The 17,255-nt window shown below is 42.4% G+C and carries 14 protein-coding genes; 4 read left to right on the top strand and 10 right to left on the bottom strand.

The genetic code is table 11. From position 1 onward, the window contains the following. The 3 genes from AC4II3_RS20820 to AC4II3_RS20810 form a co-directional block, all read left to right on the top strand. On the top strand, positions 1-860 hold an 860-nt coding region (locus AC4II3_RS20820; RefSeq protein ID WP_488029311.1), incomplete at its 5' end, for a WD40 repeat domain-containing protein. Positions 861-1,207: 347 nt separating this feature from the next. Continuing rightward, on the top strand, positions 1,208-1,591 hold the full coding sequence (locus AC4II3_RS20815; RefSeq protein WP_488014390.1) for an Mth938-like domain-containing protein: 384 nt from the start codon (positions 1,208-1,210) through the stop codon (positions 1,589-1,591). Between the two features lie 367 nt (positions 1,592-1,958). Then, the gene (locus AC4II3_RS20810) at positions 1,959-2,573 is read left to right on the top strand and encodes a CP12 domain-containing protein (RefSeq protein WP_488014392.1); all 615 of its coding nucleotides are present in this window, start codon (positions 1,959-1,961) and stop codon (positions 2,571-2,573) included. 129 nt (positions 2,574-2,702) lie between these two features. Here the strand turns inward: AC4II3_RS20810 and AC4II3_RS20805 are convergent, their stop codons facing one another. The 10 genes from AC4II3_RS20805 to AC4II3_RS20760 form a co-directional block, all read right to left on the bottom strand. Beyond that, complete coding sequence (locus tag AC4II3_RS20805; protein WP_488014395.1) at positions 2,703-3,323, bottom strand: Uma2 family endonuclease; 621 nt, start codon at positions 3,321-3,323, stop codon at positions 2,703-2,705. 269 nt (positions 3,324-3,592) lie between these two features. Next, a complete protein-coding gene (locus tag AC4II3_RS20800; RefSeq protein ID WP_488014397.1) occupies positions 3,593-4,480 on the bottom strand; it encodes an ROK family protein in 888 nt (295 codons plus the stop codon). Between the two features lie 83 nt (positions 4,481-4,563). Next, positions 4,564-5,448, bottom strand: a complete 885-nt coding sequence (locus AC4II3_RS20795; protein ID WP_488014399.1) for an ABC transporter permease — start codon at positions 5,446-5,448, stop codon at positions 4,564-4,566. A 122-nt stretch (positions 5,449-5,570) separates the two neighbouring features. Then, complete coding sequence (gene trxB, locus AC4II3_RS20790) at positions 5,571-6,962, bottom strand: thioredoxin-disulfide reductase (protein WP_488029312.1); 1,392 nt, start codon at positions 6,960-6,962, stop codon at positions 5,571-5,573. A 153-nt stretch (positions 6,963-7,115) separates the two neighbouring features. Beyond that, a complete protein-coding gene (gene nspC / locus AC4II3_RS20785; protein WP_488014292.1) occupies positions 7,116-8,255 on the bottom strand; it encodes a carboxynorspermidine decarboxylase in 1,140 nt (379 codons plus the stop codon). 63 nt (positions 8,256-8,318) lie between these two features. Further along, positions 8,319-9,881 carry a flavin monoamine oxidase family protein gene (locus AC4II3_RS20780; RefSeq protein ID WP_488014294.1) on the bottom strand — a complete coding sequence of 521 codons (1,563 nt, stop codon included), beginning with the start codon at positions 9,879-9,881 and terminating at the stop codon, positions 8,319-8,321. A gap of 128 nt (positions 9,882-10,009) precedes the next feature. After that, entirely contained in the window at positions 10,010-10,960 is a 951-nt protein-coding gene (locus tag AC4II3_RS20775; RefSeq protein ID WP_488014296.1) for a spermine/spermidine synthase domain-containing protein, read from the bottom strand. A gap of 471 nt (positions 10,961-11,431) precedes the next feature. Further along, positions 11,432-11,776 carry an adenosylmethionine decarboxylase gene (speD, locus tag AC4II3_RS20770; protein ID WP_488014304.1) on the bottom strand — a complete coding sequence of 115 codons (345 nt, stop codon included), beginning with the start codon at positions 11,774-11,776 and terminating at the stop codon, positions 11,432-11,434. Positions 11,777-12,496: 720 nt separating this feature from the next. Beyond that, positions 12,497-13,696, bottom strand: a complete 1,200-nt coding sequence (locus tag AC4II3_RS20765; protein WP_488014298.1) for a saccharopine dehydrogenase family protein — start codon at positions 13,694-13,696, stop codon at positions 12,497-12,499. 702 nt (positions 13,697-14,398) lie between these two features. Then, entirely contained in the window at positions 14,399-15,580 is a 1,182-nt protein-coding gene (locus tag AC4II3_RS20760) for a hypothetical protein (protein WP_488014300.1), read from the bottom strand. Between the two features lie 583 nt (positions 15,581-16,163). Between AC4II3_RS20760 and AC4II3_RS20755 the strand changes: the two genes are divergently transcribed. Beyond that, positions 16,164-17,255, top strand: a 1,092-nt coding sequence (locus tag AC4II3_RS20755) for a FecR domain-containing protein (protein WP_490722879.1), incomplete at its 3' end; no start/stop codon positions are given.

Here is a 17,255-nt window from a genome sequence, read left to right as displayed (position 1 = left end):
ACGGAATCGTGAGATTGTGGGACCTCAACACTGGGCAAGTCCAACAATTGAAGGGCCATCAGGGTTGGATTTGGCAGGTGCAATTTAGCTGGGATGGTCAGCTGCTGGCTAGCGCTGGAGAGGACGGAATCGTGAGATTGTGGGACCTCAACACTGGGCAAGTCCAACAATTGAAGGGGCCTCAGAGTTGGGTTAGGCAGGTGCAATTTAGCTGGGATGGTCAGCTGCTGGCTAGCGCTGGACTTGACGGAATCGTGAGGTTGTGGGACCTCAACACTGGGCAAGTCCAACAATTAAAGGGGCCTCAGAGTTGGGTTAGGCAGGTGAAATGGAGCCGGGATGGTCAGCTGCTCGCTAGTGCTGGAGAGGATGAAATGGTGAGATTGTGGAATGTCAACACTGGTCAAGTCCAACAATTGAAAGCGTATCAGCTTTGGGTTGACCAGCTGGAATTTAGCCGGGATGGTCAGCTGCTGGCTAGCGCTGGAGTTGACGGAATCGTGAGTTTGTGGGATCTCAACACTGGGCAAATCCAGCCATTGAAAGGTCATCAGGCTTGGGTTGACCAGGTGGAATTTAGCCCGGATGGTCAGCTGCTCGCTAGCGCTGGACATGACCGTACCATCCGCCTGTGGGATTTAAGGGGTCGGCAAATTGCCCAATTCGAGGGGACTCGCCTGGTGTTCAACCCAGATGGGACGCAACTGGCTACCCTAGACGGGTATACCATCAAGCTGTGGCAGGTGGACACCCTGGATGGACTCTTAGCTAGGGGTTGTGCTTACTTACGTAGTGATTTCAGGAATAGTTCTGTCAATCCAGAACTGAAGGCGTTTTGTGATTGCTTGCTGGAAGAATGAAGAATGAAGAATTTAGAATTAAGAATGCAGAATTTAGAATTATTAGTTCCCTTTGCTATGGTACTTTGACAACGTAGTTGTTGTTTATTTAAGCAGTTATATAAATTTTAATTTTTGTAAAAACTCATTCCTAGCTGAGCGAATAACTAAGAATAACGCCTATAATGTAAGTATGATGAGTTATCAATTAAATCGGTAAATTGATGGTAACTTTTTATAAAAATACCGTTAAATAAACTGTCTTAGTGTATTGCTGTTAGAACCAAACAAGAATGGAAGCGATAGGTTACAGCAGTAGGGAGTAGGGGTAAGAGTTTGGGAAGTTATGAGATAGAAAGGCAATAGTTATGAACAAATCTCCGACAAGCCTAATTAGTCATATCTCTTGGGGTCGTATGGAAGTAACCAATAACGGTGAAACTTATCAATTTAAAGATTGTAAAGTATGGCCGGGAGGTGCTAAGGAATGGGATTGGAAACTTACAGGTACTCGCCATCAGCCCGGTATTCAACCCGCCGATATCGAAGAAATTTTGGCACAGGGTATAGAGTTTATCGTTTTGTCCCGTGGTATGCAACTAATGCTACAAACCTGTCCGGAAACTGAGCAATTGCTCCGTCAAAGCGGAATTGAGTATTATATCGGCCATACTAAACTAGCTGTAGACTTATTCAACAGTTTGATGGAACAAGGTATAAAAGTAGGAGGTATATTTCATTCCACTTGTTAACTTGTTATCAGCTTGAGCAAGGATGGAAAAAATTAAATTAGTAACAGTATAGTTAGCGGGGTGTTCGGGATGTCATATACTAAAGGGAACAGGGAGTAGGGAACAGGGAGTAGGGAGTAGGGAAAAGGGAACAAAAATTCTCACAACTCCTAACGCCCACCCTACACTAACAGCTTTTGAATTCAATAAAAGAGGTAAGCTTTGGCCAAAGCAAAAGGTCACGCTACTTGAGGTGCTGTCAGCTGTCAGCGGAGAGTGTAAACAAGTAAAACAACTTTGCTACAAAGCAATTTTTTACTAGATAAGCTATCATTTAGATGTAGCAATTCTAAACACAATTGTTACTACTGTTTTTAGAGGTGGCATCATGATGAAAGCAGCAGATATTATGACCACAAACGTAATCACTATTGGGGGTTCCGCAACAGTAGCTGAAGCCGTGAATTTGATGAAAGAACAAGGCCTAATTTGTCTGATAGTTGAGCGTCGCTACGAACAAGATGCTTATGGCATTGTCACGGCAACCGATATTGTTAACAAGGTGGCTGCCTATGGTAAAGATCCCAAAAAGGTAAGGGTTTATGAGGTGATGACTAAACCTTGCATTACCGTTAATCCTGATCTTGGTGTAGAGTATGTAGCGCGGTTGTTTGCTAATACAGGGATTCGCTGTGCTCCAATCATTCAAGAGAAATTGATTGGCATTATTTCCACCACCGATATTCTCATCAAAAGTGATTTTGTCGAAAATCCTCAAGAAGTTATTTTTGAAGAACAAATTGAGAAATATATAGAAAGTGCTCGCGATATTTGTGCTGAAAAAGGAATAAAATCTCAGGACTGCGCTGTGGCGTGGGATATTGTGGAAGAAATGCAAGCTGAAGCAGCTTATCAGCGCAATCAAAAACCTGCTAAAACAGCGTTTGAAAAGTATCTTGAGCAGTTTCCAGATGCAGTAGAAGGCAAGATGTTTGACCTTTAAACAATTGAAAGGTTTGGGCTCTTCGGTACTTGTTATGCTAAATAAACCCTTGAGATAATACAGTAGGTAGGGTTGAATTTGTTGGTATTTTGATAGTTAGTTTAGCATAACATGTACTGAAGAGCCTTATTATTTAGAATCAAATCTAACTCCGCGATACAGTGCTTCTAAACTTACAGAAAAGTTGACACTTTCGAGGGTAAGCGATGCAGCGCGGTCTTGGGGGTTTCCCCCACTCGCTATTGCATCAAGAAACGTATCCCCTTTTTCATAGGGATAAAGCACCCAAAACCCTTGCTGATTACGCCTAAAACATTCTACTCCTATTGTCTCTGACTGGATTAGAACATACTCCTGCAAAGTTTTTAGCTTGCGGTATTTGGCAAACTTACTGCCCCGGTCATATGCCTCTGTAGAGGGTGAGAGCACTTCTACAATCAGACAGGGGTACTGAATAAACTGGTTAGACTCTTGATCTCTGGAATCACAAGTTACTACTAGATCTGGATAGTGGTAGGAACGAACTGAAGATATTTTTACCTTCACATCTACCATATAAACCTCACAGCTACTGTCTTGTAGGTGAGTATTTAGATCACTGGCCAGATTTAAAGCAATCCGGTTGTGGGGTTTCGAGCCTCCGGTCATGGCGAAGACTTCCCCATCGCTATACTCGTAACGAATCTCCTGAGTCGGTTCCCACTCCAGGTATTCTTCGGGAGTCACGTAAAGCTGTGGATTAGCAATCATAGTTTTTTGCAATCAATAGGGTATGGGGAGACCTGGTGGTGCGTTACGGGGCGGGCTATTCTAATACGGGCGCTCGAAGTGGAAAATTAGGGCAAGCCCGCCCCTAACACACCCTACATTCTAATTCTAAATTCTTCATTCTAAATTCTACTTGGTGGTGCGTTACGGGGCGGGCTATTCTAATACTGGCGCTCGAAGTGGAAAATTAGGCCAAGCCCGCCCCTAACACACCCTACATTCTAAATTCTAAATTCTTCATTCTAAATTCTTCATTTCACATATTTTTGCCAAGCCAATCGTGCTGCTCCCACCCTTCCAGCTCGATTCCCTAATTCTGCTTTAAGTAACTCTAAACCAGTACGGGAGGAAGGCAAAACTCGTTGCTCTATTTCTGCTAGAGTTGTTGGCAAGAAAAACTCAGCACTAGCACTGATGCCACCACCAATAATAATGGCTTCTGGTGTCAGTGGATAAATAAAACTAGTTAGCCCAATCCCTAATAAGCGTCCGTAATCTGCCCAAAATTCTAACGCTTCCTGGTTTCCTTCTTGGGCTAATTTACCAAGTTCTGCTGGTTCTTTGCCACTGGTCCGTCGGATTGCCCTAATGGAAAGGTATTGCTCTAGAGAACCGCGATTACCACTATTACATTCGGGACCCTCGGGATATAGATTAATTAAGCCCAACTCCCCAGCAGACCCGAGATGACCTGTGAAGAGTTGACCATCAAAAATGATTGCCCCTCCTACCCCTGTGCCTAGGGTGAGTAGAATCAAATTCCGAAACCGACGACCAGCCCCTAACCAAGCTTCTCCTAAACCAGCACAGTTAGCATCATTAGCAAGAATTGTGGGATAACCGACTTTGGCTTCTAACTCATCGGCTAGGGGAACATCGTGCCAATCGGTTAGGTTAATGGCAACCTTAGCAATTCTACCAGCAACATCAGCAGGACCAGGCAATCCCAGGCCGATACCAATTACGTATTCGCTGGTATCGAGACGAGAGATTGCTGCTACTATTGCTTCAATCACCGCTGTTGGTGTTGCGGGCTGGGGTGTATCTACTGTTAGAGACTCCAATTCAGTTCCATCTTCACGGAAGCGTCCCAACTTAATCGCAGTGCCACCTAAATCAATGCCTATCGCTTGAGTCATTAGTTTTGAGTCATTCGTCGTGATTCATTTTAAGGCAATAGGCAATAGGCAATAGGCAATAGGCAATAGGGTTTTAGGGAATTTCAATGTTTCTGACGGAATCGGGGATTAATCAACTCGCTTAATCCTTCTCCTACTAAGGACAATCCTACCACCATCAGTGTCATGGCTAAACCAGGGAAAAGGGCTGTCCACCAAATGCCAGTGGGTAAGGCATCGAGGGCTTGACGTAAGTCATGACCCCACTCTGGGGTTTGTTCTGGTAATCCTAATCCTAAAAATCCCAGTCCTCCCAAGATTAAAATCGCATCAGCGGCGTTGAGGGTAAATAGAACTGGTACACTTTGAATCACATTCAGAAATAGATAGCGCGATAATATCCGACCAGGGGAAGCCCCTAGGGCTTGAGCGGCTTCGATGAACAATTCAGTTTTGACGCTAGTGGTGTGATTCCGGACTACTCGATAGTATTGGGGGACATAGGAAATACTTAATGCGATCGCAGCATTGAAGACTCCTCTACCGACTACAAAGGCCAAAGTCACTGATAGCAGTAGTCCTGGCAAGGTATAGATCGTATCCATTAAAAACAGTAATACCCGATCGAGTCTGCCACCAAGATAACCACTGATTAACCCCAAAGGGACACCAATGATCAGGCTGAGGGTGGTGGCGAGAACGACTACTTTTAGAGCAGCTTGAGAGCCAAACCAGGTGCGAGAGAAAACATCATAACCCTGGCGAGAGGTACCAAACCAGTGATTCCAGCTCGGTGGTTCATGAAAGGGATTACTGAGGGACTGAGTAGGGTCTTGTAGCCATCCCCAAGCTTGAAAGGTAGGAGCGAAAATGGCTACTACGATAAAGCACCCAGTAATCACTAGTCCCGCTACCATTAGTTTGATCGATAGACTAGGCCCTCTAGTAAAAGACAAAAAGCTGGGGAATGATTGTTTGGTTGAGGTCATCCTTCATCCTTGATACTGATAGCATTTATCATACTGATGAAGTCTATTGAATCTTCTTCCCTCTGCTCCCTACTCCCTACTCCCTACTCCCTACTCCCGCGCCACCCCAAGGGCAAAATCCCTTAAACAGTAGTGGGTAAATACCGTTCAATGGCTTGACGATACTGACTCTTTTGCTTAATTCCTTTAAATTCCGCTAGGAACTCTTTGTCCTTAAATAACTGTACCGTAGGTGTTCCCACCACTTGAGCATTTTCAGCTATGTCTCTGTCTTGGTCAATATCGATCTCGACAAAGTGAATTTTGTCATTATACTCATCTACTACTTTATCCAGCATGGGCTTGAGAACCTTACAAGGCCCACAATTCGGAGAAATATACTTGACCATGATTATGCGATCGCTTTCATGGAACAGTTTACGCAAGGCATAGCCCCCCAGATGGCGTGTTTCCTTGATATCAAAGGTTTCCGCCGTCTGAGCTACTACTTTTTCTTCAGTGTCTTCAGGTTTTTCAGCCGTTGGCTGTTCTGATGCCGGTTGTTGATGATACTCATGAATTAGGTTATGGGCAGATAGCCAGCGTTCTGCTAACATAGCCCCCATACAACCTGTCCCAGCCGCAGTGATAGCTTGACGGAACTCATGGTCTTGGACATCACCAACAGCATAGACTCCATCTACACTGGTTTCCACCGAACCGGATTTAGTGACAATGTAACCCACCTGATCTAACTCCAGTTGTCCTCTAAACAAGGAGGTGTTAGGAGTGTGACCAATAGCGTAAAACATCCCGCGAACTGAAATATCCTTTTCCTGACCAGTTTCAGTATCCTGGACTCTTACGCCAGTCATCGAACCATTGTCTCCAAACACATCCACTGGCTGAGTATTCCAGTGAATGGTGATTTTGGGATTATTCAACACCCGGTCTTGCATGGTTTTACTAGCTCGCATCTCATGCCGACGTACTAGCATATGCACATGGGAACCATACTTGGTCAAATATACAGCTTCCTCTGCCGCTGAGTCACCCCCCCCGACTACCGCCACTTCCTTACCACTGAAAAGGGGAGATGCACCATCACAGATGGCACAAGCTGAGATACCATTACTCCAGTACTGAGCTTCCCTGGGTAAATGCAACCGTTTCGCTGTTGCTCCGGTAGCAATCACAATACTATGGGTTTTTACTTCCCGTTCCTCAGAGCGGACAGTAAACGGACGCTGACTTAAGTCTACAACGATCACATCTTCGGTATAGCATTCAGTGCCCCAGCGTTCTGCTTGAGCCTTCATCCGTTCCATTAATTGAGGTCCGGTGATTCCCTCTGGGAAGCCAGGGAAGTTTTCTACTTCTGTGGTAGTCATCAGCTGTCCACCAGGGATTCCACCAGCTTGAAAGCCTTCAAACATTAAGGGTTTCAGGTTAGCTCGTGCGGCATAAATCGCTGCTGTGTAACCTGCAGGACCAGAACCGATGATCACAAGATTTTCTACAGGGGAGTTGGACATAAACACAAACTCATAACGACTACGTTTTATCTAAGGATACCATATGTCACAAAGCGATGCAGTGGCCTCACGGGGGTTTTCCCCACTCGCCCTTGGGATCAAGACATTGAAATTGTGAATAGGGATAGTGGTTACAACTAGTGATTTTAGCCCCTAAGATAATCGATTTTTATAATCTTCGTAGTCAAATTCTCTGACCAGGTTAAAGCTACTATCGGGATGGATAATTCCAATAGCTGGATGTTTTACTCCATTAAACATGGAAGTCTTCACCATCGTATAGTGAATCATATCTTCAAAGAGAATCGTATCACCAATCTGCAACGGCCTTTCAAAGTAATAATCTCCCATTCCCATAAAGTCTCCGGCAAGGCAGGTAAGACCTCCCATCCGGTATGTGGGCTCTTTCTCTTTCGGGTCTCTTGCACCTCGTATCCGAGGTTTATAAGGCATCTCCAAACAATCAGGCATATGAGCTGTAAATGATACGTCAAGCATCGCAATCATAGGACCCGAAGTTTCAATCAGATCGAGAACTGTGGCACGGAGCAGCCCAGTTTGCCATGCCACCGCAGAACCAGGCTCCATATAAATATCCAAGTGAGGATAGCGGGCTTTGAAGCTAGTGATCACTTGGATCAAGTGTTCGATGTCATAGCTTTCAGAGGTGATCAGATGTCCTCCTCCTAAATTAAGCCACTTGATATGGGGAAGGTGATGCCCAAAGAGCATTTCAATCTGCTCCAAAGTACGTGCTAAAGCCCGTGAGTTGCTTTCACATAAATTGTGGCAATGCAATCCTTCAATGCCCTCCGGTAACTGATCACCTAATATTTCAGCGCGTATTCCCAAACGAGACAGGGGAGACGAGGGATTATAGATTTCCTGTTCTACAGGAGAATACTCTGGATTAATTCGTAGACCTGGTGATATCTGGGCGAAGAGAGTTTGTTCTTTAAATTGTTGCCATTGGCGGAGAGAGTTAAAAGAAATATGGGTTGCCTTTTTAATCAGTTCTTGGAATTCATTTTTATGGTAAACAGGAGAATAAAGATGGAGCTCTCCCCCAAATTCTTCTCGCCCTAGTCTTGCTTCAAACAGAGAGCTGGCGGTAGTACCTTGTAAGTATTTTTTGACAATCGGAAAGGCACTGAACATGGCAAACCCCTTCAGAGCAAGAATGATAGTAATCCCTGCTCTTTTTTGAACCGAGTCGATTAGCTCAAGATTCTGAATCAGCTTTTCGGACTCAAGCACATAGCAGGGGGAAGGGATTTTATAATAATCATTCATTTGACTTACTAATCTGAAAACTCTTCTGAGTTGTTAATTGAATCATGCCACAGTATTTCATAGTTAAACGTCTAGTTTAGACCTTTGAAAAGGCAAGAGTCTACTCTTTAACCCTTTAGCAATTAAATTATTTTTAAGGCGGAGTTTCTGTTGTTGAGCAAATGCATACAAATTCAAATCATTGAGAATTTGCAAAGCAACCACTTCTGCTGTTTCACAACCTCCTTCCATACAAGCTTGATAGTCTTCAGAACAGTGTTCTCCAGCAAAGAAAAGATTACCAATGCGCTCTTTTTCAACGCCATAAATTTGCGTCCACTGACCAACTAAATAACAGGCATAAGAACCGCGTTGATAACAGTCTTCTATCCAATTACTTCTTAGAGCTTGACTAGGTATACTAACCTCATCAATTCCTGGAAAAATTGCTTCTAATTGCTGGTTGAGCTTTTGTGATTGAAAATGTGGGGTTGCCTCTCCTAATTTTAATCCTTGATAACCTCCAGTAAAATTGGTCAATAACCCTTCTTGTAAATGAGCTTTACTTTGAACATTTTCCCAGATATTTTGGAATGGTAAATCTGTCAAAATATTTCCGGTATGATTATACTTATTTTTCCAGATTTTATCGCGATAACCCACTATTAACTTAGTATTAGTGCCATAGCCTAAGCGATCGATTGCTGAACGTTTAGCAGAGGGTAAATCGACTTTTAATTCTAGGTGACGTAAAACACTAAAAGGAACTGTTAAAACAATTCGTTCATAGACACGTTCAATAACTCCTTCTCCACGCCGAAAAGAAACTTTGTAACGATTATCTGAAAGACAACGAATGGATTCTAAGGCAGTTTCTATTTTAATTGATGATGCTAAATAATCCCCCAACTTAGCAATTATTTGTTCATTACCGCCCGCAACACAAAATCGCTCATCACATTTTCCTAATAGACTTAAATTTTCTTTTTCAATACCTATTAAATAAAGCAAATTTAGGCATGATTGTTCTTGGGCTTCACGACCAAATTCAAGAGTATAAGTAATTTCAATTAACTTTCGGATCCAGTCCGAAGCAGGAATACGTTCTAGATATTCCCTTAGAGAAAGCTGATCTAGAGCAGAGGCAATGGGATGAGGAGTAGTGTAGTTACGAAAATTGGCTAAAGACTTTAAATCTTTTTCTATTTGAGCCACAATGGGGGTCAACTCATGAATAATTGTCTTGAAAGACACTGGTTGTCCATTAAAATAGAAAGTTGTTGGAATTAAATCTTGATCTGTGTTGGACAAATCTGTCAATTCTAAACCAAGTTCCTTAATGAGAGCTTGAAGACAAGTATGGTCGCTGTCAATGAACTCAGATCCTAATTCCCCAATCAGATATGTTCCTGCAGCTTCTGGCACAGTCCGTATACGCCCGCCAATCCTCTTGGTTGCTTCTACAATCTCTATAGGAACTCCTGCTTGTTGCAAACGCCAAGCAACTGTCAATCCAGCAATTCCTGCACCAACAATTAAAACAGGAGATATGTTTAAGGGAGAAGCTGGAGAAGCCAATTCATTAATTTTTGTGAATTTCTCAGTTTCTATCGATGATTTATCGGAATATTTTTCTTCCTTAAACAACGCTTCCTGAGTCCAAGATTGAATTTCATCAATGGGGATTTGAGTTGCTTGGGATATTTTTAAGCTTTGGTAAGCTTGATGCAAATTCTTAATTAGGGAAGACTTGACCATCATAAATAATCTTAAGATTAATGCAGTTTATCCATAATGCGTTGACCTATAAATTCGGGAGGGTTAGCCAAGGTAAAAATTTCTGTTTCTTTTTCAATAGCACGTCGAATATAGACAGGTAGCTGCAACATTCCCAACAAACTAATGCCATCTACCATCCGTAAGCCCCCGGTGGTTTTTTCTGCCAACAGTTGATCTACTTGTTCTGGTTCAGGTTTAGTAGAACAGGGTTTAGCTGAAGCTAGAATATAACCCCAATATTGAGCAAAACTGGGGACAAAACTGGCATAAGGCAAAGTATAATCAAAAACAGTACTAAGGGTTCTTGCCAAACGAACATAATTTTTCATAGAAACGGGGCAAACTGAACCTCCCTGTATAACCAAAAAACCTTTGCTGTTGAGTACACTGGAGATAGTTTTAAAGTACTCCTCAGTAAAGAGGGCATAGGAGGGACCTTCAAAAATCGGATCGGTGAGATCGGAAATAATGATATCCCACAAAGATGAAGTATTTTCTAGAAACTTTATAGCATCATCAATGACAACCTCCACGCGAGGATCATCGAAGGAGCCTTGGTGCATTTCTGGTAAATACTGGCGACACGCTTGCACTACTTCTCCATCAATATCCACCATTACTAAGCGCTCAACGGTTTTCCAACGCAGGACTTCCCGTAATGTTGCCCCCTCTCCTCCCCCAAGAATCAGAACTTGGCGAGGAGAACCGTGATTGAGCATGGCTGGCTGTACCAATGATTCATGGTAAATAAACTCATCCACCACACTCGACTGCCATGTATCATCCAAAATTAGAGACTTTCCATAGTCTTCTGTCTCGACAATCTGCATTTCTTGGTAGGCTGTGGTCTTAGAGAAGATGGTTTTGGTTAACTTATGAGCATAAAAAGTAGAGGTAGTACACGGATCCAAAACCCAACTATTTGTATCTATGGTTGTAGTTTTCATCAAATCTCCATATATAAACTAAAAACAACTTATTTATTAAAAGCTACATGTCATAATGGTCTAAAAGTTAAGAGCTCTATAGCGATTTGACATTTGACACTGCTAAAGCGCTGCTCCTTGAAATTAAAAGGATGACTAGGATCAACTTTGGTCTAGCATTAAACCTTTATAAAGTTCTGGTTATAGCAGAAGCGCTTGTTCTTGATCATCATTATTAAAACCAATAATTACATGGTAATAATCCGACTATCAATTGACTTTAATAAATAATTTTTTATTCTCTTAAAACATGAGTCGTATGATCCTCCATATAATTCTTAGATTAATACTGATTACTTAGGCACTAATTTAAAGGCTTTCATAAAAGTCATTATCATGTTTATTTAAAAACGTTTTTTAATAAACTTATCAAGCAGCATAAAACTATTAAATTGAAACTTGCTAAACACTAAAAAAACGTTTGACTCGATATTATTCACCTAGGGGAAAACCACGTTCAAATTCTTTAATCTGGATATGTTTAGCTTGCAATCTTTCTTGGATAATTTTGAGAGCTTGTTTTGGCTTGCCTTGACCACAGAAAAACATATCGGCGGCAAAATAACCATATTCGGGCCAGGTATGAATGGCAATATGGGACTCTGCTAAGGTCGCTGTTGCGGTAACGCCCTGGGGACTAAACTGGTGGACACACAGATCGATTAACATAGCTTCTCCTGCGGTAATTGCTGCTACAAGAGTTTGACGAATGATGTCTACATCGTTGAGTATGTCTGCGGGAGCTTGCCAAGCATCTACAATTAGATGAACTCCCATTTTTGCCGTTTCTTGTTGCTGCACATTTGTCAAAGTTTTTTCATTTACCAGAAGTTGCGGGTTATTAGAGACAATATTAACCTTTATAGTGTTTCTCTGGGAGCATTTCATTTTTGCAAATCATCAAATATATCTTTTTATGTGGGCGGTAGCCTCACGATTATACAGCTTAATCGGGTATGTTTATTCCAAAATGGAATGCTCCCATTTCTGGTACTTATGAGATAAAGTCAATTTTATTCCCCCGTTTTGATGAAGCACGGTCATGGGGATTTCCCTCAAGACCGCACTCGATGGCTACTCCCTACTCCGAAGCTATGAAGCTCTCTGCTCCCTCAAACCAATTACTAGTAAGTAGCTCACCGAGTTTTGCTTCTAGATCATATTCAATGATACATAAAACATAGCAATTGATAGAACCCTAAGTTTTAATGATGTCGATAAATGTTGCACAAAGCAGCCCAGATTCCCATGCCACTCCAGAACTAAGCTCCATGTAAATATCCAAGTGAGCATAGCGGCCTTTGAGGCTGGTGATCGGGAGCATGTCACAAATGCCGAACATTTGTACTAAATCTGTAGCCCCCTCATGGGTTTAAGCTTGGTCTGATGGTACATAGTTAATTTATTCTGCAACGCAAGACCTGCTCCCCTGGTGATCAATTGTATCAGGTGTTTGATGTCATAGCTTTTAGAGGTGATCAGATTTGACCTGACTTACTAATCTGCAAACTCTTCTGAGTTGTTAATTGACTCATGCCACTCCAACCCATAGGTTCCAAGCTTTTCCAAAAAAGGATCCGGGTCAAGTTGTTCGACATTAAAAACTCCCTCACCTTTCCATGTGCCAGTGACGACCAGCAAAGCACCAAGCATTGCCGGTACTCCTGTAGTATAGCTGACCGCTTGTGCCCCTACTTCTTCATAAGCTTTTGCGTGGTCACAGTTATTGTAGATATAGTATGTTCTTGGTTTTCCGTCTTTTACCCCTCGAATATGGCACCCAATGGAAGTGTTGCCTTGATAATTTTCACCGAGTGAGGATGGCGCAGGTAGGACAGCTTTAAGGAATTGTAAGGGGACGATCTGATGCCCTTCATACTCAATCGGCTCAATACTGGTTAATCCCACGTTCTGGAGGACTCGAAGGTGTGTCAGATAACTTTCTGAGAAAGTCATCCAGAAGCGAGCCCGTTTAATGGTAGGAATGTGCTTGACGAGGGATTCAAGCTCTTCGTGATACAAGAGGTATGACTCCCTCTCTCCAATCTCAGGATAATTGATTGGGCGATGCACTGAGAAGGGATCGACTTCTACCCAGGTGGAGTTTTCATAGTATCGTCCTTTTTGGGTAATTTCTCTGATGTTAATTTCAGGATTAAAATTGGTGGCAAAGGGAAGACCATGATCCCCTGCGTTGCAATCGACGATATCGAGGTAATGAATCTCATCAAAGTAGTGCTTTAGGGCATAGGCTGTAAATATCCCTGTTACTCCAGGATCGAATCCGCATCCCAGGACAGCCATAATCCCAGCTTGTTTGTACCGTTCATGGTAGTTCCATTGCCATTTATATTCAAATTTTGCTTGATCAGGAGGTTCGTAGTTAGCAGTATCGAGATAATTCACTCCTGTTTCCAGACATGCGTCCATAATCGGCAAGTCCTGATACGGCAAAGCCACATTGATAACGATGTCAGGCTGAAAATCATTAATGAGTGCAACCATTTCACTCACTTTGTCCGCATCGATTTGAGCCGTTGTTAAGGATGGATGAGCAATAGATTTTGCGATCGCATCACATTTCTGCTTCGTTCTGCTCCCTAGGAGAATCTCAGAGAATATCTCTTTTACTTGAGCGCACTTTTGGGCAACCACATTGCCAACTCCGCCTGCGCCAATAATAAGAACTTTTGCCATAACTGTAATTCAAGAATCAATCCAGATCGGTTCTATTACAAGCCTTTTTAAGGTGTCTTTTTTTTTTTGTTTAGGTTGGCACAGAAGCTTAAAATACCAAAATTTACCTAAGGCGGGAATACTGATAAACGAACTTTCCACCCTACTACTGTGTTGTTCACATGAGGGGGTGAAAACCCGCCTTGTTAGCCTTACTGGCTGTCGGTAAAAATAGAGGAGCTGTTGGGGACCATCCCAATTTGGCACGTTAGCTCTTTTTAGGGGGCTGAAACCCTTTAAATATCGTTGCTTTGGGTAATATTGTTTCCAAAATGGGATGCTCCAAGCTCTTGAATGTTGTTAGGGATACAGATCGGTTTTGTTATCACCCCCTGAGCTTGTTAATTCATCCTCAAGGTGCCTCCAAAGTACTCTGCTATTATTCTACACTTAAATCTTTTATAGCAATCCCATTGTCTGCTAAAAACGGGGTAAAAACGACGACAGTATCTCTCAAAACAAGGTGGTATAACGTTTGGAGTAGTTTCTTTCATCTCTGGCCAAAGAGGCGATCGCCTTGAGGTCTAGTTATTACTAGATCAGGCTTTGGGCGCAAAACGCCCAAATAGTTTGTTTAAGTCCCGTTAATTGTTAGGTACCGTTAACGTAACGGCTAAGCGCTATAAATAGTTGAAATGCTGAATAGCTAACAACCTGACTTGCTCAAAACAGAGGTAGATTAACACTCATCCCTGTACCGAATACTGTCCCATCAAAATTAATTCTGGAGTTGGACGAAGAACCAAAGCTTTGTCCACCATACAGATAAATTTGACTATTGCTAGAAATCTTATAACTTAAACGACCAATTAACTGATGATAGTCATCATACCGTGTTGTATAGTCAGATAAGGCAAGTTGGTAATTAAAAGCTGCTTTAAATCGGGGGTAAGGGTAATAGGCTAAAGATGCTCTGAAAACATTACTAATTTTAGAGCGTGTGTCTGGATCAGCAAAACGTAGGGTTAACTTATAGGACGTATCTAAGGCTAAGTGCTTTGCTAACCAATCCCGTCGGCTTAGTCTAAGATACAGAGAATTATAATGAGCGAAGCGATCGCCTCCCTCTTGCTTGAATAACTGTTGATTGCTCCATCCTAACTCCCCATAGGTTCTTTTCAATAACTTCTGACGAACCCCTAGGTTAACTTTCAGTTGATTATAATCAAGTTGGGATCTATCGCCATAACGCACCAGATTACCACTTACCGACGTTATCAGCTTAGTGTCAGGTCCGAGGGATGGTACAGCTAATAGGGTTACTCCTGGTCTCAACAAACCATCATCAACTGGATCGACTCCAGCGAAAATATTATCGCTTCTGAAATAACTGACTCTACCCTGTAAATATACTGTAGGTTTACGTGGAGTTGGTGGTTTTTCTTGGAGCCGCAAACGCAGCACCCCCAGTTCCGGGTCTCCATCATTAGCGTTGGAATCTGAGTTTGAACTATTATCTCCAGAAGCAGGTTTAGCTTGAGATGTCTGTGACCTGTCAACTACCTTAGTTGAGCTAGAACCCGATGAGCGCTCACTAACAACAAAGGAAGATAGTACTTCTCCACTACTCCCGATTTTAACTTTATATAAATTAGGAGTACAATGCTGTTTTTCATGATGATCAGTATTACCTTGGTTTTCTGTACCACTAAAAACTAAACTGACTCCTTGCTGATGGGAAATACTGTCTATGGGGTGACATCCAGACCAAGCTGGTTTACTGATGGTCAGTGTAATTAAGAAAATCAGATGTCCCAAAATAGCTAAATAGGGAGTTTTTATATGGTGCTGGCAAGCATTATTATCTTCATATATTTTGTGAATATTTTTATTTATTGAATTCATTTTTAATTAAAAAATAATCGGTTGTTTACTTAAAATATCTTTAAGGAAATAAACAGTCTTTTATCTATAACAAAATAAAAAAAAGTTCAATAATATTAGTTTAATACTCATTAATATAGAATAGTCGTTGCTAAGCTGTGAGCGATATATAGGGTTTTTGCTAACAATGAGGTACACAGTATTTTTGGCCTGCTCCCTGCTCCCTGCTCCCTGCTCCCTGCTCCCTGCTCAAGTTAAATGGGGAACAGCTTACCAAAATTAATCAATGTAGGTAGGGGATTTTTCTTCCAGCTAATAATTACGAACCACCAGCGGTGTTTTCAGGATTGACCAACCAGTCTTTCATACTACTCTGAATAAAAAATATCCTGATTTGAATTAGAGCCTAAAGAATGTCGTATAGGAGAGTTTTATAGCTACTCTTCAAGAAGGCAACGCCAAAGCCCCTACACCAGATTTTGGAACGGTGCAGACAGACCCTAGGTATCTTTCCTGGAATGCCATTATCCTTGCATCAAAAATCCAAAATTAATAACTCTCAACTACCTGACAAGACTGACCTTTGAGCTATTGGAGTTGCTCCGTGTTTCCCAAGACAGTCCTAGTAATTTCCATCTCTCTATGGAGCGTTAATTCACTAATTTTTTCTAAACCAGTCAGTGCCGAAATTCCCTTAACTCGTGCTGTGGTAGAGAAGCTACGTAACCGAGTGCGATTGATTCCTCAAAATCAGTCAGCTCGACCAGCCCGTCCATCTGATGCCATGACGATAGGAGATGCACTGGTAACAGCTCGCTCTTCCATGGCTCAACTGCGCTTCAATGATGGTTCCCTAGCCCGACAGGGAGAGTTAGCTGTCTTTCGATTTTTACCTAGAAGTCGTACCTTTGAGCTATCTAATGGCACACTGTTGCTGTTAATTCCTCCAGATCGGGGTAAAACTCGAGTGCGTACACCCAATGCTGTGGCTGGGATTAGGGGGTCAGCTCTGTTCATGCGATATATCTCTGAGACCGATACAACAATTGTTGGAGCTCTGACCAATAGCGGTATTGTGGTCTATAATCGCACTCGTTCTCAAGGTCAGGAATTAAAAGCTGGGCAGATCGTGGTTATGATAGAGGATCAAATTGAGCAGGTTTATGAATTTGACCTCAAAGAGTTTTATGAAACCAGTGAATTAGTAAAAGGGCTGAATTTGACCCAGACAGAAGCGGCGGGTAGTCCAGATCAAGCTTTGGATTTAGTGCGAGGAGAAATTGCAGATGCTCTAGACGAGCAAGATCCTATTCTTGGCAACAACATAATAGTTAATCCTTCTTTCGTTCGTATTCGGGGGAGTGAATCGGACGAGTTTCCCAGTGCTGATTTTAGTGTGATTGATGGTGGTGTTGATGTCTTCGATCAAGATGTGGGTTCTGATAATTCCAATACCGATATCACTGATCAGCTTAACCAGTTAGATATTAGGTCTACCTTAGAAACGGGTGAGTTTCTTAACACTGAGCAGGAGGATGAAACTCTTGAACTGGATCCCGAAGACGTTGACAAACCACTAGAGCCGGAGCCAGAACCCGAACCAGAACCCGAAGCTGAGCCGGAACCCGAACCCGAGCCTGAGCCCGAGCCTGAGCCTGAGCCCGAGCCTGAGCCAGAACCCGAACCCGAGCCTGAG

Source organism: Moorena sp. (genome assembly GCF_982860115.1).
This window is presented reverse-complemented; position numbering and strand designations above follow the sequence as displayed.